We start from the raw sequence: 19,921 nt of genomic DNA, 5'->3' as shown, positions 1-19,921 counted from the left end.
CGGATTGGAGGTCGGCCGTGATCGATATCGGACTATCGGGTAAGCGCGCCGTGGTGTCGGGTGCCGGCTACATCCCCGAGCGCGCGGGCCATGGCTGGTTCACGTCGCTAGCCCTCGCCGAGGCGGGCGCCTCGGTCGCCTGTATCGACATCGACGAGCAGCGCGCGCATCGCGTCGCCGACGAGATCGCCGGCCGGGGAGGCAAGGCCGTCCCAATCGTCGCCGACATGACCGACCCCGTGCAGGTCGGTCGGGCGATCGACGACGCGGTCGCGGCGCTGGGCGGGGTCGACGTGTGCGTCGACATCATCGGCGGCGCCACCTGGTCGAAGGTCGAGGAAACCAGCACCCAGTTGTGGGACGCGGCGATCCACTACAACCTGACCCAGGTGTTCTACCTTTTCCAGGCCGTCGGGAGATACATGGTCGCCCAGCGCACCGGTGGATCGTTGGTCGCGGTCGCCTCGGTCGACGGCATCGCGGCGGCGACCTACCATGCCGCCTACGGCGCCGCCAAGGCCGGCGTCATCTCGCTCGTCAAGACCTTTGCCGACGAACTGGGGCGATACGGCATTCGCGCCAACGCGGTCGCGCCGGGCAATGTGGGCACCGGCAACGAGGACCAGCCGCCAAACGAGTACGCCGTCAACGGAATTAACCCGCTGGCCGCGCCCCGCGCGCATGACATCGCCAACGCCGCGTTGTTTCTATCCTCCGAACTGGCCGCCCGCATCACCGGTCAGACGCTCGTCGTCGACGGCGGGGCCACCATTCGGCAGCTGTGGGGGCTGCCCGAGTCGATGATCCCTTCGGACCCGGATCAGGGGCTGCCCGACTTCATGAGACCCGGGCCGTCGGGCGGCTAGCGCTGGTGTATCAGCGGGAGGCCGGGCACCGAGCTTCTGCCTTTGAGCACGTACGGGGTGGCGATCGAGCCGATGTAGATGTCGCGCATGTCCGGCCCGCCCCAGGCGATGCTGGTCGGGGCGCTCAGTAACTCGCCATCGGGGTCTTCGATAACGGTTATTGCCTGCCCATCCGGGCTGATCGCCACGATCCTATTGGCGAGAACGAGTGTCACCCACAGGTTTCCATCGGCATCGAAGGCGCAGCCGTCGGCCATCCCCCACCGACGACTCGCGTGCGGGTCAGCCAGGAACCGGCCGGCGTCGGGGCCGTATTCGTCGGGTCGCCGGTCGCCGAGCGGCGGCCCAAATCGCTCTGGCCGCCCGAGTGTTTCGCCCCGGATCGGAAACCGCACCACGTCGGTGGCAACCGTGCGGACGACATACAGGTAGTCCTCATTACGATCCAACGCCATGCAATTCGGGAAGCTCACCGCATCGGCGACCACTTGCGCCGACTGGCGATCCGGCGCGACTCGAAAGAGGAAGCCGTCAGCGGTGCCCCGCGCGATTGTATCGAGAAGGTCGACTGCCATCGTGCTCACCGAACACCACAACGCCCCAACGGAATCCACCAGAACGAAGTTCACCCATCGCAGCGGGCATCCATCGAGTTGTCCGCTTAATATCGCGGTGATCGCGCCGGTCACCGGGTCGAGATCCTGCAGCACACCGAGGCTCCAATTGGCGATCAGAAAGTGACCGTCACGGTCGAGCGCGACCCCGTTCGGCTCGCCGCCGGCCTTGCCTATCTGCCGAATGGTCTGCTCATCAATGAGTTCTGCGACGGCCGAGGCCTTGTCGGAAGCGAACACCCGGCCATCACCAGCCACGACAACGTGTTCCGGGCGATCCACGCCGCGCCCAATGGGGTGCAAACCGGTCACCGCGATGGTGGTCTCGCCCGTTATGCTCATCGATGCCTTCGTGAACTGATTAGCAGCCCAGACGCTAGCGGAGCGACACGGTTGACCGGGGCAGACCATCATCGTCTTGCCCACCCGAGTTACTGCGGTTCGCGCCAGCGTACTTCCAGGCGAGGTCGGTCCTACGTCACGGACCGTGCCGACAACCGGACCAGCCGCGTGCATTCTCTACATTCCTACTCCCGGCTCTGGTGAGGTGTCAGGCTGTGTTGCTCTAAATCTGGGTCGTGTTATGACACCACCCCGGTCTCATCGCGTGCCGAGCCCTGTCAGCGGCCGGGGGCGCGTTGCTTTCGGATGAGGTGACATTCGGCGATACAGGCAGCGTGCTATTCGGGACACTAGGCAAGCCAGGCAACGACGGGCCAGGCGACGTGCTGATCGAGGTACTAGGAGACGGGGCAGACGGCGCGCTGCCGCCGTTCTCGCGGGTAACGGCGAAGGTGACGTACACGAATGCGATGGTGGCGAGTGCGAGCACTATCGTCGCGACTGCCAGCACCCACGTTGCCATAACCAAGCGTGCCGAAGTCCTTTCTGTGGCGTTCTTCAGCTCGGTCGAAGTCCTGTCCTAAGCGCGTCAGTTGCCCTTGTCAGCCGGTCGGTGGCACGGCGTTCGGCACGTACTCGGTGTTCTGCGATGAAAATCTCTAGGCGAGCCAGCGCCTCGTTTGAGCTACTAAGGCCCAACGGCCTCATGAACGCATTCAATCTGGTTCGGTCGGCATCTGTGTACAAACGCAGCAGGTCGTCCTATGCATGGACGTCATCGTCGTCACTAGTTGTTGACACAGACTGGACGCTACTGCGAGCAGAGGTCCCCCGCCCTGAGCAACGAGGCTGGCAACACCACACGCATCCAGGTATGGGAGCCCGGTGGCCATCTACATGTCAGGCGGCGGTCTAGATCGGCCTATCGCCGACACGCCGGCCGCGTTCTGTCGGTGGCGGTGGTGACAATGACTACGATCGAACAAACCTTCGGAGGGCGGATGGCCATACTGCGTACGCTGGACCTATTTGCGGGTGCCGGTGGTTTGTCGCTGGGGTTCGAGCGAGCGGACCTTGGCTTCGAGTCGGTGTCGGCCATCGAAATCGATCCCGCTGCAGCTCGTACATTTAAGCGAAACTTCGGGTGCCCTGTCATAGATGGCCCTATCGAGGATATTGATAGGTTTGAAGATGCCGAGATTATAATTGGAGGACCTCCGTGTCAGGGGTTTTCTCCGCTCGGGCGCGATCGTGACCACGAATCACGCGCTCAGCTCAACAGTCTTTGGCGCCACTACTTCCGCGCAGTGCGACAGATGATGCCGCACGCATTTGTGATCGAGAATGTGCCCGAGTTCCAGAAGAGTGCGCAATTTGCCCGTCTGCTTAGAATGATGAAAACCGACAAGAAACTGCGCGAATACAGCTTCGGGTATGGCGTGTTAAATGCTGCTGACTACGGGGTCCCCCAGCGCCGTCGCCGCGGAATCTTTGTCGCTGTTCGTGGGTATATCGGTGACCTGCCATGGCCGCCGATGCCGACGCATGGTCCCGAATCTCCTGACGGTAGGCCACACCGCACGGTGCGGGACGCCATTTCCGACCTCCCGCTGTATCCCACCCAGGCCGAGGTAACCCAGGGTCGGCGAGGTCAACAACTGCACATCGGACGCAATCCCCGCAGCTCAAGCCTCGAACGGTACATTGCCGTCCCGGAGGGCGGCAACCGGTTCGATCTAGCGCGAAACCGTCCGGATTTGCTTCCCCGGTGCTGGGCGAGGAAGCCAACGGGTACGACCGACGTAATGGGAAGGCTGTGGTGGGACCGTCCCGCCTTCACGATCCGAACTGAGTTCTTTAAGCCTGAGAAGGGCCGATATCTGCATCCAGAAGCGCACCGGCCGATTACCCACCGCGAGGCTGCCCGGTTGCAGACTTTTCCCGATCAGTTCGAGTTCGAGGGTACAAAGATTGAAATTGCCCGCCAGATTGGCAACGCCGTGCCTCCCGATTTGGCGACTGAACTTGCGCGATATGTCTACGGCCTACTGCAGCAGGTCTAGGTGCGGCCTCTTCGGATTGCACAACACAGATCAACACGGTCAATCGAAGGACCCGTTCAGAAATGAATGAAGGCATTCCGTCGCAATTCGACCGAGGCAATCTTGATGAGGTAACGGCCGACCTGCTGGATGCACATGCGGACAATCCGGAAGGTCTGCAGGTGGTCCTCTTCGGCCGTTGCTGGCCGAACTCCACCAAGCTCCCTAACGACTTGTCACTAGGAGGTGCTGTCGATATCGAAGTCGAGGCCGGTGAAACCGTCCAAGAGGCTGCACTTCGACTAGGTCAAGGTTGGTCACCCCAGTGGTTGTTCGACGCAGGACACCGCGCGATCGATGCCAGAGGAGCTGTGCTCGACGCCGATGATCGAGCCAGTGCAACAGGGCGCATTTGGTGGGCACCTGAGGTTCGACTACCGAGGGTCGAGGACGGCATCAACAATGGCAGTGCAGAGGATGCCCAGAAGCGCCGTCTCGCGGGCGAAGTTGCACTCACCGCGCTGTGGCGCCATGCAGCAATTCGAAATGGGATCGGCACCGACGGTGATGAAGACATTCGGCCAGCTGGGAACCTCAACGGCAATAGCAGAGGAGCACGTTTTAAGAACGCACTCCTGTACATCCTCCGTCGGCACATGCCCCCGACGTGGCAGCTCGAGGGCGAACTTGCTCTTGAGCAGATTTATGGGCTACATCTTCGCCGTGACGTGGGCACTCGCAGCAGTGACATCGTTGTGTTTGACGAGCGCAAGCGACTGGTTGTGGTAGTCAGCAGCAAGTGGACGTGGCGCTCGGACCGCGGCACCGAAGCCGCCCAGATGGTGCCACTGCGCCGGTACCGGCCAGATGTGCCCTACGTCATGGTGACTGCAGAGTTTCCGAGATTGCGCAGCATCGTCCTCGAAAGCGCCGAAGACAGAGTGTATTGCGTTTGCCCAGACTGGGCCGCGGCCGCGCTCGCCCTTCGGGAATTGGAGGATTACAGAATTGGCCCAGCGAGGTTCCCAGGACTGACACAGCTGTTGGGGGAAGCCGCGCGTCACGTTGAGGTACTCGCACTCGACGACGTCGCGAGCCTGGTCAACGATGTCAGGACCAGCGGTCGTCTTGGTTGACATAAGTCCGCGATATTGGGGCAGTGGAAACCTATGTCGGAATCGAGCTCTTTTCGAATGGGCCTAACTGCTCAAGTCGTACATGTACGGCTTGAGCACCTGGCTGCGAGAGGGATGACGGAGCTTCTTCATCGTCTTATCTTCGATCTGTCGGATGCGTTCACGTGAGACGCCATACACCGTGCCGATCTGCTCGAGCGTCTTCGCCTCACCGTCGGCGAGGCCGAAACGCATAGCCACCACTCCCGCCTCGCGAGCGCTCAGTGTGTCGAGCACCGCTTGCAGCTGCTCATGCAGCTGCTCAAGCTCGATTTCGTGCTGCGGTCCGAGATCGGGGTCCTCCGCATCCACTAGGTCCGCCAGCGTGGTCTCTCCATCAGGGCCGACGGGCATGTCGAGCGATAAAATATCCTGATGTCCGATGATGAGGCACTCCCTAGTTTCTTTGTCGGTCAACTGGCACTCGAGCGCGAGCTGGTGAACGGTCGGTGGCTCACCGTCGACCGTCAGGCGCGTCCGCGTCGCCCAAACCTTGGCTACGCGTTCATACATGTGGACCGGTATGCGGATCATGCGCGATTCGTTGGCGATGCCTCGGGTGATCGCCTGACGTACCCAGTGCATCGCGTACGTGGAGAACTTGTAGCCCAGGGAGGGATCGAACAATTCGACCGCCCGGATGAGGCCGATGATGCCGTGCTGGAACAAGTCCTCGTAGGTCATGCCCGGCGGCGCGTAGCGCTGCGCGACCGAATGCACCAGTCCTTGGTTGTGCAGCAGGAGACATTCGGCGGCCCGCCGTGCTTCACAGGTGAGGTCCGCAAACTCACCCCGGTCTAGCGGGTGGCCACTCTCTCCCCGCACCAGGATGGCCAACCCGACCTCTTCTTCAGGCCGCAGCAGGACCTTGGCCTTGGCTTGGCTCGTAATACGCCCATCCCGTTCTAGCAGGCGACGAGCTGCCGCTACTGCTGCATCCTCACACACGGGGGGCAGGTCTTGGGGCGCGTCGGAGTCGATGTTGCCGATGAACTCGACCGTTGCGGATGCAAGCGTCACCGCCCCTTCGTCGGCCGCGTCCTCCTCGATGGTGATGCCTGCATCTGTGAGCAAATGTTCGACCTCGGCCCGAGCTTCGGCGGCAGAAAGGTGCATGGCGCCGAGCACGCGTTCGAGTCGGGTGCGACGAATCACGCTTTCGCGGATGAACGGTCTCAGCCGACCGAGCACCTGGCCACGGCGCGCTACCGCTACCTCCATCGGTCAGCCTTCCCGTGGCCAAGCCGCTGCGAACTACAGCCTGATTCGTGCAGGATTACATGCGACCGAGTATCTGGGAGCAAAAGTTTGAAAATGATTCCGGCCGAACTTGGCTTCAACGCGACGACGTCTTCCGAGAAACGAGTCTTCGATGCGCTCGCGTCCAGCAATATCGACGGAACGGCTCTGCACTCGTTGAACCTTCCGACCCACGAATACAAACTCACGTCCGAGCTGGACTTCGTACTCGTGCTCGACGACATGGTGCTGGTGGTGGAAGTCAAGGGGGCTCGGGTCTCCTGCAATAACGGCCTGTGGACGTACAGCGACCGCAGTGGGCACTACCGACAAGATCGGGAAGGACCGTTCAAGCAGGTCACCAGCGGCATGTACGCGCTGCGCGACCGGCTCGAGCAACGCCATGGCGCTGCAGTAGAGGACATCGTCTTCGGGTTTCTTGTCGTGACCCCTGACGTGGACCTTGCACTCAGCAGTTTCGAATGGGACGCCGCGACCTACTGCGGCCGCGGGCAGTTCAGCCGCGACTTCCCGAAGGCTGTGCGTGACGCCGTTGATTACTGGTGCGGGCGGCAGCCCCAGAAGGGTCCGATAGTAAAGACGCTTCAGCGCAAGCTGCTAGACGACCTGCGTCCGACCTTCGACCGGTCGCCGTTGCTCGATGCCCGAGCAAGCACCCTTGACGCTGCCTTCGTTCGCCTCACCGACGAACAGTTTTCACGCCTTGACCTCATCAGCGAGGCGCCCCGCGTCATCTGCAGCGGCGGAGCAGGCACGGGCAAAACATTTCTGGCAATGGAGGTCGCACGGCGGCAGGCACTCACGGGACGCTCGGTGCTGTTTACCTGCCGAAGTCCAATACTCGCGTCGTTTGCGCGGGCGTTACTGGTCGACCCGCGCGTTACGGTTCGCGAGGTCGCCAGTATGCCGGCTGGTACGACGTTCGACGTCGTCGTGATCGACGAGGCACAAGACCTGATGAACTTCGAAGCTCTCGAACGTCTGGGGTCAGCCGTCGTGGGCGGCTGGGACAGCGGCCGGTGGGTGATGTTCATGGACCAGAACCGCCAGGCGCACCTATACGGCGACTTTGATCCGGACGCATTGCTGTACGTGCAATCGTTTGCTCCCGTGCCGGCGACCCTGCGCACCAACTGCCGAAATACGCGCGAGATCGTCTTTCAAACACGCGCCTTGACTGGGGCGGACACAGGGGTGGCCGCTGCCGGGACGGGTCCGGAAGTGGAGTATGTGACTGTCGCCGACGTTGCATCGGAAACCGCAGCCCTGGAAGCACATCTCCGCTCTCTGCGCGACCAAGAAGTGTCGGCGGGTCATGTAACCATCGTTTCTATGCGGGGCGATTGGGCGACCAGCGCTGCCAAAGGGTTGCGGGCTGCGCGCAAAGGCACCCTGCGAATGCTCAATGAAGAGTTAGCCGCCAACTGGCCGGGATCGGACCTCACGTGGGCCTCGGCGGTGGACATCAAAGGATTAGAGAACCGTTTCGTGTGCGCGATCGATATCGACTCATTGGAGTCTGAGTTGGACATCGACCTGCTCTATGTCATCTTGAGTCGCCCTCGGGCCGGGCTTTGGATTGCGACGAGTCCCGCCATCGGTTCACGCATCGTCGAGCTTTATCGGACCCACTCAGCGGGCGCCCTCGAAGCGTTCAAAAAGGCAGGCATATGACCACTCTGACAGAATCCCGCGCGGACTTCGTCGCCTACGTTCGACGCCAGCTTGTTGGCCCGTTCGGCGGCCCGAACGAGATCATCTTCGATCCCCCAAATCGCCGCTACCTCATGGGGATACTGTTTCCGAGGCAACTGTCGTTCACGGGTTACGTCGTCGACGAAGAGGGCGAGGAGGAAGATGAATCGGCCACGACGGCCGGAGGCGACGAGAACCAGTTCAGCGACGATCCCGTATCCGCGGCGAATGACTTTCTCCCGGCTTCGCAGGGGTTGTCGTTCTTCACGACGGCGAGCGCGTTGACGGTGACCGCCCGGGCGGCGCGGTACGAAACCCTCAGCGGCGATGCAGCCAATGAAGCCCTCGCCGCCGCAGAAGCCCCCGATGGCGGGCCCACGGAAGAGCAGGATGACGACCCGCGCAAGAAGGCGGCCGGCTCAAGGCGAGTTTGGCGACGTACCCCCCTGCCGGAGGCCAAGGTCTCGGTCTCCGCCGCAGATACGAACCCGAAACCCATCTGGGACAAGCGGGCCGAGATACACGTGCGGTGGCGCCCGTACCCGAACGGCAGCCTGGTCACCATCACGCTGGTCAACGCAATAACCAGCAACGATGAGCATCCAGAACGCGCCTGGGACGACATGCTGCTGCAGGTCGCCTTCGATATTGCGGTGGCCGGCGCCGGCGAGGTCCTGGAGTATCCGACGGTAGCAATGGCCTCATACGATGCTGAGGAACAGGAGCTACGCCTGATCCACCGCGCGTCACGCGTATTTGCCATCGGTCACGGTTGCTCACCCGAGTGGAAGGAAGTCGACGGCACGGTCCTCGCCGTTCGTTCCGAAGTGATGCCGTCGCATGTCGTGCCGCGGGTCAGCGCGAAGGGCGACGATGTGCGGGCGCTTGACATCGCATGGCTGGCTGACGATGCGGTGTCCGCCGACGAACTCGTCCGTGAGCTCAATGCTTTTGTCGACCCGTACGAGACCTGGATTGAGGAGGTCAGAACCGAGGCGGAAACACTCGATCAGCGATACGCGGCCGCAGCGGGTCCCGTACTTGATCGGCTGAAGCGCGCGCGTGACCGGATGCGTGACGGAATCGTGGTGTTCGCCGAGCATCCTGACCGTGCTGCGATCATCGAAGCCTTCCGCCTCGCGAACCGGGCAATGCTTATCCAGATGCGACACAGCGAGGATGATCTGGCTGGAACGCGTCACCCGCGCAGCGCGGCGCCCGACGCACCGACGAGCTATCCGGCCGGGAACGCGTGGTACCCGTTCCAGTTGGGCTTCTTCCTCACGATACTGCGCGGCCTAGTGGACCCGACTCACGACGATCGAAACGTCGTTGACCTCATCTGGTTCCCGACCGGTGGCGGAAAGACCGAAGCCTACTTGCTCGTTGCCGCATTCGAGATTTTTCGCCGGCGGATCCTCGAAGGCGCCAACGGCGCCGGCACCGCCATTATTAGCCGCTACACGCTATCGTTGCTCACTGCCCAACAGTTCCAGCGCACGGCATCAACGGTCGCCGCGTGCGAGCACCTGCGGCGAAAGACAGTGGAGAAGCTCGGCGATGAACCTATTTCCGTGGGCTTATGGGTCGGTGAGGCGACGACACCCAACCGCCACCTCCAAGCGCGCGAACGGTTCGACGAGTTGCGCGATGCCGCCGAAACCGATGACCGGTTCCTTCTCGAACGCTGCCCATGGTGCGGCACCGAACTCGTTCCCCGCGAGCACAGTGATGACAACGCCGACTACGGCATCGTGGCGACCGACCGTTCGTTCAAGTTCTTCTGCACGTCGGAGAAGTGCGAGTTCCATCATGAGCTTCCCGTCCTCGTCATTGACGACTCTCTGTACGACAGCCCGCCAACCTTCCTGCTTGGCACTGTCGACAAGTTCGCTCAGCTCGCCTGGGTGCCCGACTCGGGCAAGCTATTTGGCCGACCTATCGGCAAGCTGCCGCCATCGCTCATCATTCAGGACGAGCTACACCTGCTCACAGGGCCGCTGGGGACCATGGTCGGCCTCTACGAGGCGGCGATCAATTTGCTGTGCGAAGCAGATGCGCCGCCAAAGGTCATCGCCTCTACGGCGACCATCCGCCGGGCAACAGCGCAGATTCGGGGGCTGTTCGGCCGACCGGTCGACCTGTTCCCGCCATCGGGGATCGACGCCGACGACTCGTACTTCGCGCGCGTCGATGACGAAGACCCTGGGCGGCTATACGTCGGCATGATGGCTCAGGGCCACACCTCTGACACGGCCGTCGTACACACCGGCGCCGCGCTCTTGCAGGCGCCGGTTGATCTTGACCTCACCGGCGACGCACAGGACGCCTACTGGACGGTGGTCGCGTACCACAATTCATTGCGCGAGCTCGGCCGCACGGTGACGATCGCCAACGACGACATCCACTCCCGTCTCGATGGTCTTATCGTCAGCAGACCGAAGCGTGACTACGCCGTCGAGGAGCTGAACCGGACGGTACCGCGTGCCCAACAACCACGTCTGCTTGAGCGCTTGAACCTGCGGTGCTCAGATCAGAACTCGGTGGATTTCCTGGCGACCACCAACATGCTGTCGGTCGGTGTCGACGTGCCTCGCCTCGGCCTGATGCTCATGAACGGGCAACCCAAGGCGACCGCCGAATACATCCAGGCGACCAGTCGCGTGGGACGTTCGACGGCACCGGGCCTTGTATTTGGCCTGTTCCGATCGACCAAACCTCGCGACCGTTCCCACTACGAGAACTTCCGTGCATACCACTCAGCGCTCTATCGACACGTCGAACCGACCAGCGTCACGCCGTACTCCCCGCCGTCGCGCGAACGCGCCCTCCATGCCGCGCTTGTCATCCTGGTGCGGCACAAACTGGGCCTTGCAGCCGACGGGCGGGCAGGCGAAATCGTCAATCAGATCGCTGACGTTCGCGCACTCGCCGCAGCGCTGGTGGAGGTAGTGGACCGTGTGGAGCCCCGGGAACGTGTCGGGGCGCAGACATACCTCGACCGCTTCATCGATGACTGGCTCGACCGCGCCAAGCGTGCCGACGACGACAGCAAGGTCTTGTACTACCGGTCGAGCGGCAAAGGACAAATCAACCTCATCAAGCAGTTCAACGCCAGGGGTGACGCATGGCCGACCCTCGGCTCCATGCGCAACGTCGACATGGAGTCATTAATCGAGGTTGCGCGCGGTGGGTCATCAGGGGAAACGAGCAGCTAATGCAGCGAAAGATCAGGCAATCGCAAACCGTCGTTCCTTTCGGAGTGGGCGCAATCTTCGATTTTCAGGGCGAGTCGCTCGTTGGCTGCGACATTTTTCGCTGGGGCGCGCGCGGCGAGACGATCCAGAGTGAGCGACTGGCCGCCGCGCTCGGCGTTGCCCAGTTCCGCGCCGCACCGGCGGTCGATAGCAACGCCTGGGCGCCGCCCACGGCTGGCGTGCCGTACGCACGGTTCCCGACGTGGTTGTTCTGCCAGCAGTGCCGCCGCATGACCCGCTGGCGGCGAGCACTGGAGCAAGAAGGAAAGGCCCCGACCTGCGGAAGCTGCCCTGGCCGCAAGCCGCTTGTCCCGATGCGCTGGATACAAATCTGCCCCAAAGGTCACATGGACGACATCGATTGGAAGCGATGGGCGCACTCCCGCAATCCCAGCCCGGAAGCAAGGCAGTGTCAGAAGGACAACCTGTTCTTCGAAACATTGCCGGGCAAGGGCGGCGGAGGCCTCGACACCCTTCAGGTGCGTTGCGGTAGCTGCAATAGCCGCCGCAACCTCATGGGTATCACTGCCAAAGGCTCGCTCAAATCGATCGGCGTCTCCTGCGGTGGCCGGCAACCGTGGCAACGGTTCGACGATCGCGCCAGTTGCGACCAAGTCCCACTCGCCGTCCAACGGGGAGCCAGCAACGTGTATTTCCCGCGCGTGCACTCGTCCATCGAGATTCCAAATCCGTCGCGTTCGGATGCGTACAGCGATAAGGCGATGGCGATCAAGGCCGACGACTTTTTCCGAGCGTTGCTCTCCGTTAACGAAGGCGCACCGATGTTCGACATGACGGTGCAGATGTTGGCCGAAAGCCACGGTGTCAGTGCCGATTTCGTAAAGGCTTTGGCTCGTGACGAGAAGCAGCGCGAGGCGGGCAGGGGCACGGCGGTCGAGGCAACCCCAGGCGACCTTCTGAGTGAAGAGTGGGCGGCGTTCCTTACACCGTCGGAGAATGCGGACGACCGCTACTTCTGCACGCGTCACGTCGACCTCACGGTCAGCAGTGAGGACGCCGACGAGGTCACGTCACTGCTTGGCGATCGCATCGACAAAGTGGTGCTGGCAGACAGGCTGCGCGAAGTACGCGCGTTGGAGGGCTTCCACCGGGTGACACCCGGCAGCCGGGACACCATGGTGAAGGCCGCGCTCAACCACCCGGTGAATTGGTTGCCTGCTATCGACGTACAAGGCGAAGGCATCTTCCTCTCGCTGGATGAAAGCCGGCTAAACCTTTGGGAAGAATCGGAGGGCGTATGGGAGCGCACTGCCGAGCTGGAAGGTCGCCTCAATGCGTCATTCATGGCTGAGCGGCTCCGTGAGCGGACGGGGCCGATTCTGAGCCCTCGTTACGTCCTCCTCCATACGTTCGCGCACCTGCTTATCCGCCGGTTAGCTTTCGAATCCGGCTATGCCGCAACGAGTTTACGCGAGCGCATCTACGCACGCAGCAGCGGACAAGCCGATGGGCCGTCGAAACAGGCTGGCATCCTTATCTATACGGCGGCAGGGGATTCGGAGGGAACGCTGGGCGGCCTCGTTCGTCAAGGCGAGCCGCCTGCGCTTCAAACGACCATCCTTGAAGCGCTGCAGGACGCCATGTGGTGCTCATCCGACCCGCTGTGCAGCGAGAATCTGGCCTCGACCTTCGCAAGCCTCAACTTTGCCGCTTGCCACTCCTGCACACTCGTCTCCGAAACGAGCTGCGAAAGCGGCAACTACTTACTCGACCGGGCCATGGTGATCGGCAGCGACAAGGTACAGGGCTTCTTCAAACCAGTGCTCGATGCCGCCATCGCTCAGGCCGGTGAGGGCGTCAGGGGCATTGGGTGAAACTCCCGGCATTCCAGGATCTGTCCAAGGAGCAGGACCTCATTTACAACCTCGATCTCGATGGCAACTACCTCGTCAGTGGTCCACCGGGCACAGGGAAGTCAGTCATGGCGCTGTATCGCGCCCAGGTACTGACCTTCGATGATCGTGAGCCCGCGGTGCTCATGTTCTCCAACGTGCTTCAGCAGTACACCGAGCAAGCCTCGAAGGAGGTCGACGTTGCGGGGTACGTCACGACGTTCCACAAGTGGTTTTGGCACTTCTGGCGGACCCGCTACCGAACGAACCCGCCAACACTGACCGGCAGCTCATACGACCCTGACTGGGCTGAGATCGCACGACAGTTCATGACCAACCCGCCCAAACTCGGGACCCTGCCAGACCTGATTGTGGATGAGGGCCAGGACCTCTCGTTGGGGTTCTTCCGCATCGGACGGTTTGTCGCCAAGAACATCACCGTCTTCGCCGATGAGAACCAGCAGCTCCACGAGCACAATACAACGCTGCGTGAGATCGAGACGGCGATCGGCGCGTCCGAGCACATGCAGCTGCGGCGCAACTACCGCAACACCGCGGAGATCGCGGCCGTCGCGGCGAACTACTACTCCGGCACACCGACCGGCATCCCCGACCCGCCCGAGCGCCACGGTGACAAGCCAAGTTTGCGGCAATATGCGAACATCGATGATTTCGTGGAGTTCGTCGCCCGCTACGTCAGGGCACGCACCAACCTGACAATCGGCATCGCATGCCCCAACCCAGCCCTTCAGGTCAGCCTGTACGCCAAGCTGATGTCACGCAGGCTGCCGATGGTGCAGATGTACAAGTCCAACAGCCGCGCCGCCCACAGGAAGCTTAAGTTCGATGAGCCTGCGGTGACGATCCTGCACTACAGATCGCTGAAGGGTCTCGAGTTTGACACGCTGTTCGTGCCCGAGTTGCAGCAGGTGACGATGGACCCCACGTCCGCCTCAACCCGGATGATGTTTTACGTCGTAATGTCGCGCGCTAGAGACGAACTCCACCTCTCGTGGAGCGGAACCTCGGCACCCCCAGATATCGTCAAAGAGCTGAAAGGGTTGGTGCAGAAAAAGTGAGTGACGACGGCCAATTGGGCCTCGACGGCATATCCAATGTCGAGCCCCAGGCCGGGAAGTCGACGGCCGCGAGTACCTCGGATGGCCAAGTTGCCGAAGCGCCTGACGCGCCCCAGCCGACAGCTCAGCCTTTAACATCTGCTGCCGAACCTATCAACCTTCCCGCAACCACGAGATCAACCAAGGCAGCGGAGGCCGGGACGCCGGCGACATCGGCCAACGATCCGGAGTCGGCGACCGTGGCCGGGGAGGCCGCACCATCTAAGGCCGAGCCGCGGCGTCTGTTCTTTCTGACCAACCGGATGAACCTTAATGGCATCCTCAGCTCTCGAATGTTGGCACCGCGCGAATCATTTGAGAAGTACTACTCGGATCTTCTGGAGCTGTGCCCCGGATGGGTGCCGCTTTTCGCCGCGCCACCGCCTGCCGAACTCATCGCACGAGTGATAGCTGAGCGCGGAGCCGGGACGCCCGTCCTCGTCGAGCTATCAGAGTCCGCGCTCGACGGCGGGCATCCAGCCGCGCCGGTGGTCTATGTGCGCGCAGCCCTGTTGTCCGATGTCAAAGCAATCCACTTCCGCGACAAGCGATCGCTTCGTGAGCATCAGGCTCGAAAATACGACAATGTCCATCCGCACGACGAATTACTCCGCGTCAGTCCCGAGCTGTTTGAGTCACGTACGGGGGACGAAATACACATCGCCGCACCGGAGGAGGCCACCACAACCGACTGGAAACACCTCGATAAGGTACGGGGCGCCATTAGCGCCGTACTTGCTGCCGCCGACAGCGGCGAAGGACTCGCTGTCGCAGCAGGCGTCTTGGGAGCCCAGCAACTACCCGAGGGCACAGTCTTGCCGTCTTGGCTGACATGGGACGGGCTGACGAAGGGTGAAGCGGATCGCGCGTCTGATGCTCCGGCTGAGCTGGCCGATCAACTCATCTTCCAGACGGCTTACCGCGTACTCGGCCAACGGGATCAAGCGCAGTCATGGAGTCCGTCCGATGTGCTTGAAACGGTCGCGAGCGAGATCGCAGCGGGCACGCCAGATGACCAGGCGCACGCCATCATCGAGCGGAACCTGCAGCGCATCCGAGAGCTGATCGACGTCGAGCGTGAATTCGAGCCGTTCCGCAATCCTGGCAGCCCGTACGTGTCCGCAAAGGCGTTCTTGATGACTTTGCTCCGTCCCGACCTCGGACAGCTCCTCGACTGGTCGATGGAAGAAACGGGCGCCGACGTCACCACGCGTTTGGTGGCAGCCGTGCTGGCTGGCTGCTTGCGGGGCGTCGCAAGGGAGTCCGTCGCTCTCCGGAGCGTGGTTCTAGACGATATGACAGCGGCGTGGGCCGCCCGCGCCGCACACGGTGACACCGTTCAGGTAGGCAAGGCGACGTTTGTCTCGGATACGTCGAAGACGGCATTGCTGCTTGAAGAGCGCGAATTGCGCGAGTCCACGCCGCTCGTTCCCAGTCCTGTTTCGCTCTACGAAGCCTTGAACGACGACGCGCGGAAGTCGGCACGTGTCCAAGTTTCGCGTCGGCTTAAGTGGCCCGTCGATGTCTGCGTGCGATTGCCCGCCGAATCTGAGGTGCGGCAGGAGAATTCGGTCATCACGATCACGGCCATCGAAACCATCTCGCTGGAAACATCGGTGGACGAAAGGGCATTCCTAGAACGGTTGCGCGCTCTCACAGGCCATGCGCGCCAAATCGCGAACGACACACTCGCACAAGCAAAGTGACGCGCCGTGTCTGCGTTCGATCCGTCCGCGCTCGAAAGAGCTGTGTCAGAGCAACGGTCGCGCAACATGGCGGCTGTCAGGCGGTCGGACACCAAGATCGAGCTTCGTCTGCGATCGCTTCTCCATCGGCGCGGGCTTCGGTATCGAAAGGATTATCCGGTCCGCATCGCGGGACGCCTTATCAGACCCGACATCGCATTCACCCGCTCGAAGATTGCGGTATTCATCGATAGTTGTTTTTGGCATCTGTGCCCGGAGCATGGCCAGATCCCGTCCAGCAATAGAGCGTTCTGGAAAGACAAGCTCGAACGCAACTCGGCACGCGACCGCGAACAGACTGAGGCACTTGAATCCGAAGGGTGGACGGTGCTGAGGATTTGGGAGCACGTTCCTACGGAAGACGCAGTCCAAACCATCGTGAACGCCGCGCGGGGTCCCAGGGTCAGTGACCTCGATTGAATGCGCTCTGCCCGCCGTGCTGGTATCGATATCGACCCACTGGGTGGCGCGCGTCGGCGACTGCGACAAGGTCGGGTTCGGGGTCAACGCAGGATGCAGTTATCGAAGCTGGCGGCCGAACTCATCGCGCGTTCCGCATCTCAAGCTCCAACGATGGATACTCGACGGTCGCTCGCTCGTTTCGCCATCGGATGTTGTCATCAACGTCGATCACCAGACATTGCTTGGTTCCTCCGAACTCGGGTCCTCTCATCCCTCGTCCCACCATTTGTTCGTAGAGGATTGGACTGGCCGTTGGCCTGGCAACCGCCACACAGCGAACACTCGGCGCGTCAAAACCCGTAGTTAACACTCCGTAATTGCAAAGCACCGACAAGTTGCCGCCGCGAAATCGTTCGATTAGGGCTCGACGCGTCGCCGGTCTTGTTGTGCCGAGCACACATGCAGCAGAACGACCACCGCGCTGAAGCAGGATAGCCATAGCCTGTGCGTGCTGAGTCGAACAGGCGAAGAGAAGGACCGGCCATCGCGGGTCGAGCTCGAGAAGCCGCTTTAGTATGCGTCGGTTTCTACGGTGCTCCTCGCCTAGCCTTCTGAGCACCCTTGGATGTACGTCTTCGAAATTTACGTAGTACTGATTGTGAACCGCATTGTCCGACAACTCGATCCGTTGGGCGTCATACTCCAAACTTTCGTACTCGATTCTTGACAGAATGCCTTGCCCTTTCAGGGTCTGAACAGGGTCCTGACCCAAGCTCGGGGCGCTGAGTATGCGGTTGTGGAATCGCCGACGCAACCTCATGGTTTCATCCGCACCGGCGCGGCGCGGCGTGGCCGTTAGGCCTATAAGGCCCGTGGGGGATTCCTTACGGCGAAAGCTGATGCCCAATAAGTTGAGGACTTCGCCGTAGCTCGGCGCCAACGCCCGGTGAGCCTCGTCGATGACGACTACTGCGGCGCTCTGTCCGATGACCTCAAGTTCCTCGGGCGTCATCGCCTGGCCGCTGCCCCGCGCTGCAGCATGCAGCTTCTGGATGGTCGTGACCACGACACCGCATTCGAAGGGAATCGCGTTCCGGTTTCCCCACAAACGACCGATCGTAAGCGTCCGCCGAAAGGGCTGGCCGCGATGACCAAAGTCGAACCAGACCTCTCTGAATGATTGGACTGCCTGCTCGCAGAGCTCATCACTCTGCGCAATCCAGAGAATCATTTGAGGCTCAGGCTGCGATTGCCGCCAGAGGAGTAGTGCTTCGACGGTGGTCCGCGTCTTACCTGCTCCGGTGGGAAGCGTGAGAATGGCGCGGTTGCCGTCCTGCCGACGATTAAGGACTTTGATCAACTGCTCTTGCAGCTCCAGCTGAAAATCTCTCAAAGCGGGGAGCGTGATGCACGGTTCCACGTCAAGCGTGTCGGGTGGAGGTTGTTCACCCTTCGATCCTGCATATGCCAGGGGAAAGCGGAGGGTATGTACGAAATGCGTTGCCCAAGACTTTCCGGGATGCCATTTTCGTCGAGCCACTGCTTCAACCTGGGACCGATGGCTTCGTCTGGGACGAACACTTGATTGATAGTCGTACAGCTGCTGCAAACGCAACTGCCCACAGTTATCGGCGATTACCCTCCTGAGCCCGCGGTCGCTCAGCAGATCAGCGCCTGCCATTTCGACGAACAACGCAACGAGGCTGTTATCCGGAAGCTGCAGCGTCTTGGATGGATGTCCCTCCAATTCGGCTGCAGCGACGATCCATTCGATAGAGCGTCCCCAACTGTATCTCGAAAACCGTCCAAGGGCCGCTCTCGTATCCCGCGGAGTCATGATGCGTTTGAGGTACCTGATCATGCGGTCCTGATCTTCGCGACTCACCTCGCCCGGGTAGTGGTTTGAATCCATCTCCGTGTCCTCTCGACAGGCAGCACACCAAATCTCCCAGGCGATTATCACCGGATACCGCGTGCGGGCAAACTGTAAATGGAGTCCGACGCCGAGCCACTCGGTGTGAACCACCATGACCCGAGTCCATGACATCGTTGCCGCCGTCAACGACCCGCAGGAGCAGGCCGTAGTTTGCAGAAGAGCGTTAGGGAAGATAACGGGGATGGTGGAACCGGCAAGTGAAGTTCCCGGTGCTTGTATTGCGGTCCAACCGGTCAAAGGAGCTATCTAAGCGCAGTTGTCGCACATGCCAGTCGCAGGGAGAACTGTGTTGCATGTCGGACATACCTTCGGCGGCTCGTCCCGCTTGGCCTGCGCCCGCTTGTGGTCCCGAGCGGCCTTCGCTCGTGGCGTGAGTGTCGGCTTTCCACCACCGGGCGGGAGTTCCGCGCCAAAAAATCTATAGCACTCAAAGCGGGCCAGTGCGGCGTGATCGTCCAGAACGTCAAGATCATCCGGCACCGGCTCGCCCGCGACTTCGAGAACCTCACGGTAGCCGGCGCCGACTGTTCCTTCCGCATGCACGACCAGGGACGTGAGGGGCGGCAAGCCTTCCCTCGCACACCGTGCCACGAGCGGACCAAGCAACCTGCCAAGCCAATAGAGCTGGGCGTCATACCGAATACCTGTGGCTTCCTTAACCTTCTGAGCCAACTCCTTGTAAGTGATGACGGCGTTGTAGACCTTTGCAGTCCTGACTAGCTCGTCGAATGCGAAAGGCAGAAACGCATCAATCGCCGCGTCGAGCGACATGTAGTTACCGTCTTTGTCGTAAGGCACAAGCTTCCCCTCTCCTGCCCGGCCTCAACCGTCGCAGACGAAATCAACAACCGATTTGCCGACCACCGGCTCAGCCCTCCGCGCTGCTGCAGACGGTGTGCCCAATCATGCAACGCCCTATGCAAGGCAGTTGTTGCATAGCCGTGCCTCGCGAGATGCCGACATGTTCGGCTGCTCCGGCCGAGGCGGCCTGTCAAAGGCAGTTCCAGCGTCTCGACCTACCACAATCTCGAAGGCTGGCTGCAAGCGCGTCGTCCGACATGATGCCCTCCAAAGAAGACCCGGTCCGAACGAACCCCAAGCCAGCCAGCGACGATGGAAACGAAAGGGGCCGTCGCCCGCCTACACCCTAACGGGCTTACTCTAAGGTCGAGGCGGCAGTGCCGCCAGCCACCCATCCGAAAGCAGTTCCAGCAGCTGCCCATCTGGATCGCGGATCATCGCCATAGCCTCGGTCACGGTCCCGTCCACCACCGCTCCCCCGAACTCCGCGACCTTCTCCAATGCGCCAGCAAGATCGGACACCGAAAACGAGATATGTGTCAGCCCAATCTGATCCATGACGCGTTCCGACCCGGCGTGAACCTGACGCTTCGAGTAGTCCATGAGTTCGAGCACAAACCCGTCGCGCAGCAAGTAGGTCGCATGCACCCCAAGCGGCTCGGGAAGCTGCACAAGCTGTGCGGTGGGGCCGTCGGGCGGATCAAGCTCCCACCAGAACTGAAACCCGAGCACGTTCTCGTAGAACCGCCGCGACCGCTCGCGATCGGAGACGCACAATCCGACATGGTTGAAGGTCGTCCGGTGACTACTCATCG

General features: G+C 61.6%; 15 protein-coding genes. 10 read left to right on the top strand and 5 right to left on the bottom strand.

What is annotated here, in order from left to right:
* Positions 1–17: 17 nt before the first annotated feature.
* Positions 18–866, top strand: a complete 849-nt coding sequence (locus AC5Y2S_RS20365) for an SDR family NAD(P)-dependent oxidoreductase (RefSeq protein WP_499957945.1) — start codon at positions 18–20, stop codon at positions 864–866.
* Here the strand turns inward: AC5Y2S_RS20365 and AC5Y2S_RS20360 are convergent.
* Positions 863–1,822, bottom strand: a complete 960-nt coding sequence (locus tag AC5Y2S_RS20360; protein WP_499957944.1) for an SMP-30/gluconolactonase/LRE family protein — start codon at positions 1,820–1,822, stop codon at positions 863–865. The genes AC5Y2S_RS20365 and AC5Y2S_RS20360 overlap by 4 nt on opposite strands.
* Positions 1,823–2,133: 311 nt before the next feature.
* On the opposite strand from AC5Y2S_RS20360, the gene AC5Y2S_RS20355 reads away from it, so the two are divergent.
* The 3 genes from AC5Y2S_RS20355 (at position 2,134) to AC5Y2S_RS20345 (ending at position 5,000) form a co-directional block, all read left to right on the top strand.
* The gene (locus tag AC5Y2S_RS20355; RefSeq protein WP_499957943.1) at positions 2,134–2,406 is read left to right on the top strand and encodes a hypothetical protein; all 273 of its coding nucleotides are present in this window, start codon (positions 2,134–2,136) and stop codon (positions 2,404–2,406) included.
* A gap of 384 nt (positions 2,407–2,790) precedes the next feature.
* On the top strand, positions 2,791–3,885 hold the full coding sequence (locus AC5Y2S_RS20350) for a DNA cytosine methyltransferase (protein ID WP_499957942.1): 1,095 nt from the start codon (positions 2,791–2,793) through the stop codon (positions 3,883–3,885).
* 62 nt (positions 3,886–3,947) lie between these two features.
* Positions 3,948–5,000: a hypothetical protein gene (locus AC5Y2S_RS20345; RefSeq protein WP_499957941.1), complete on the top strand. Its 1,053-nt coding sequence runs from the start codon at positions 3,948–3,950 to the stop codon at positions 4,998–5,000.
* A gap of 63 nt (positions 5,001–5,063) precedes the next feature.
* On the opposite strand, the gene AC5Y2S_RS20340 is transcribed toward AC5Y2S_RS20345, so the two are convergent.
* Positions 5,064–6,260, bottom strand: coding sequence for a sigma-70 family RNA polymerase sigma factor (locus AC5Y2S_RS20340; protein WP_499957940.1), 1,197 nt, complete (start codon positions 6,258–6,260; stop codon positions 5,064–5,066).
* A gap of 93 nt (positions 6,261–6,353) precedes the next feature.
* On the opposite strand from AC5Y2S_RS20340, the gene AC5Y2S_RS20335 reads away from it, so the two are divergent.
* Genes AC5Y2S_RS20335 through AC5Y2S_RS20310 form a run of 6 tightly spaced genes read left to right on the top strand, consistent with a single transcriptional unit; the run spans position 6,354 to position 16,387 of the window.
* Complete coding sequence (locus tag AC5Y2S_RS20335; protein ID WP_499957939.1) at positions 6,354–7,973, top strand: nuclease-related domain-containing DEAD/DEAH box helicase; 1,620 nt, start codon at positions 6,354–6,356, stop codon at positions 7,971–7,973.
* Complete coding sequence (locus tag AC5Y2S_RS20330; protein WP_499957938.1) at positions 7,970–11,212, top strand: helicase-related protein; 3,243 nt, start codon at positions 7,970–7,972, stop codon at positions 11,210–11,212. The genes AC5Y2S_RS20335 and AC5Y2S_RS20330 overlap by 4 nt, the downstream gene beginning before the upstream one ends.
* On the top strand, positions 11,212–13,086 hold the full coding sequence (drmB, locus tag AC5Y2S_RS20325) for a DrmB family protein (RefSeq protein WP_499957937.1): 1,875 nt from the start codon (positions 11,212–11,214) through the stop codon (positions 13,084–13,086). The genes AC5Y2S_RS20330 and drmB overlap by 1 nt, the downstream gene beginning before the upstream one ends.
* Complete coding sequence (locus AC5Y2S_RS20320) at positions 13,083–14,183, top strand: DEAD/DEAH box helicase (protein ID WP_499957936.1); 1,101 nt, start codon at positions 13,083–13,085, stop codon at positions 14,181–14,183. The genes drmB and AC5Y2S_RS20320 overlap by 4 nt, the downstream gene beginning before the upstream one ends.
* Positions 14,180–15,928, top strand: a complete 1,749-nt coding sequence (locus tag AC5Y2S_RS20315; protein ID WP_499957935.1) for a hypothetical protein — start codon at positions 14,180–14,182, stop codon at positions 15,926–15,928. The genes AC5Y2S_RS20320 and AC5Y2S_RS20315 overlap by 4 nt, the downstream gene beginning before the upstream one ends.
* Before the next feature lie 6 nt (positions 15,929–15,934).
* Positions 15,935–16,387 carry a very short patch repair endonuclease gene (locus tag AC5Y2S_RS20310; protein ID WP_499957934.1) on the top strand — a complete coding sequence of 151 codons (453 nt, stop codon included), beginning with the start codon at positions 15,935–15,937 and terminating at the stop codon, positions 16,385–16,387.
* A gap of 121 nt (positions 16,388–16,508) precedes the next feature.
* Here the strand turns inward: AC5Y2S_RS20310 and AC5Y2S_RS20305 are convergent, their stop codons facing one another.
* The 3 genes from AC5Y2S_RS20305 to AC5Y2S_RS20295 all read right to left on the bottom strand — a co-directional run bounded on the left by AC5Y2S_RS20305 (position 16,509) and on the right by AC5Y2S_RS20295 (position 19,919).
* Positions 16,509–18,398, bottom strand: coding sequence for a DEAD/DEAH box helicase (locus AC5Y2S_RS20305; RefSeq protein WP_499957933.1), 1,890 nt, complete (start codon positions 18,396–18,398; stop codon positions 16,509–16,511).
* 153 nt (positions 18,399–18,551) lie between these two features.
* Positions 18,552–19,076 carry a hypothetical protein gene (locus AC5Y2S_RS20300; RefSeq protein ID WP_499957932.1) on the bottom strand — a complete coding sequence of 175 codons (525 nt, stop codon included), beginning with the start codon at positions 19,074–19,076 and terminating at the stop codon, positions 18,552–18,554.
* Between the two features lie 390 nt (positions 19,077–19,466).
* On the bottom strand, positions 19,467–19,919 hold the full coding sequence (locus AC5Y2S_RS20295; protein ID WP_499957930.1) for a VOC family protein: 453 nt from the start codon (positions 19,917–19,919) through the stop codon (positions 19,467–19,469).
* Positions 19,920–19,921: the final 2 nt, after the last annotated feature.

It is taken from the genome of Mycobacterium sp. NGS69 (assembly GCF_059812165.1).
Note: the sequence above shows the minus strand (reverse complement) of the source record. Positions and strands in the feature narration are given on the sequence as shown.

Excerpts from the sequence above, each read along its gene's own strand:
- AC5Y2S_RS20330 (WP_499957938.1), top strand. The coding sequence starts at position 7,970 with ATGACCACTCTGACAGAATCCCGCGCGGACTTCGTCGCCTACGTTCGA.
- drmB (WP_499957937.1), top strand. The coding sequence starts at position 11,212 with ATGCAGCGAAAGATCAGGCAATCGCAAACCGTCGTTCCTTTCGGAGTG.
- AC5Y2S_RS20295 (WP_499957930.1), bottom strand. The coding sequence starts at position 19,919 with ATGAGTAGTCACCGGACGACCTTCAACCATGTCGGATTGTGCGTCTCC.
- AC5Y2S_RS20345 (WP_499957941.1), top strand. The coding sequence starts at position 3,948 with ATGAATGAAGGCATTCCGTCGCAATTCGACCGAGGCAATCTTGATGAG.
- AC5Y2S_RS20305 (WP_499957933.1), bottom strand. The coding sequence starts at position 18,398 with ATGGTGGTTCACACCGAGTGGCTCGGCGTCGGACTCCATTTACAGTTT.
- AC5Y2S_RS20300 (WP_499957932.1), bottom strand. The coding sequence starts at position 19,076 with ATGTCGCTCGACGCGGCGATTGATGCGTTTCTGCCTTTCGCATTCGAC.
- AC5Y2S_RS20340 (WP_499957940.1), bottom strand. The coding sequence starts at position 6,260 with ATGGAGGTAGCGGTAGCGCGCCGTGGCCAGGTGCTCGGTCGGCTGAGA.
- AC5Y2S_RS20360 (WP_499957944.1), bottom strand. The coding sequence starts at position 1,822 with ATGAGCATAACGGGCGAGACCACCATCGCGGTGACCGGTTTGCACCCC.
- AC5Y2S_RS20350 (WP_499957942.1), top strand. The coding sequence starts at position 2,791 with ATGACTACGATCGAACAAACCTTCGGAGGGCGGATGGCCATACTGCGT.
- AC5Y2S_RS20335 (WP_499957939.1), top strand. The coding sequence starts at position 6,354 with ATGATTCCGGCCGAACTTGGCTTCAACGCGACGACGTCTTCCGAGAAA.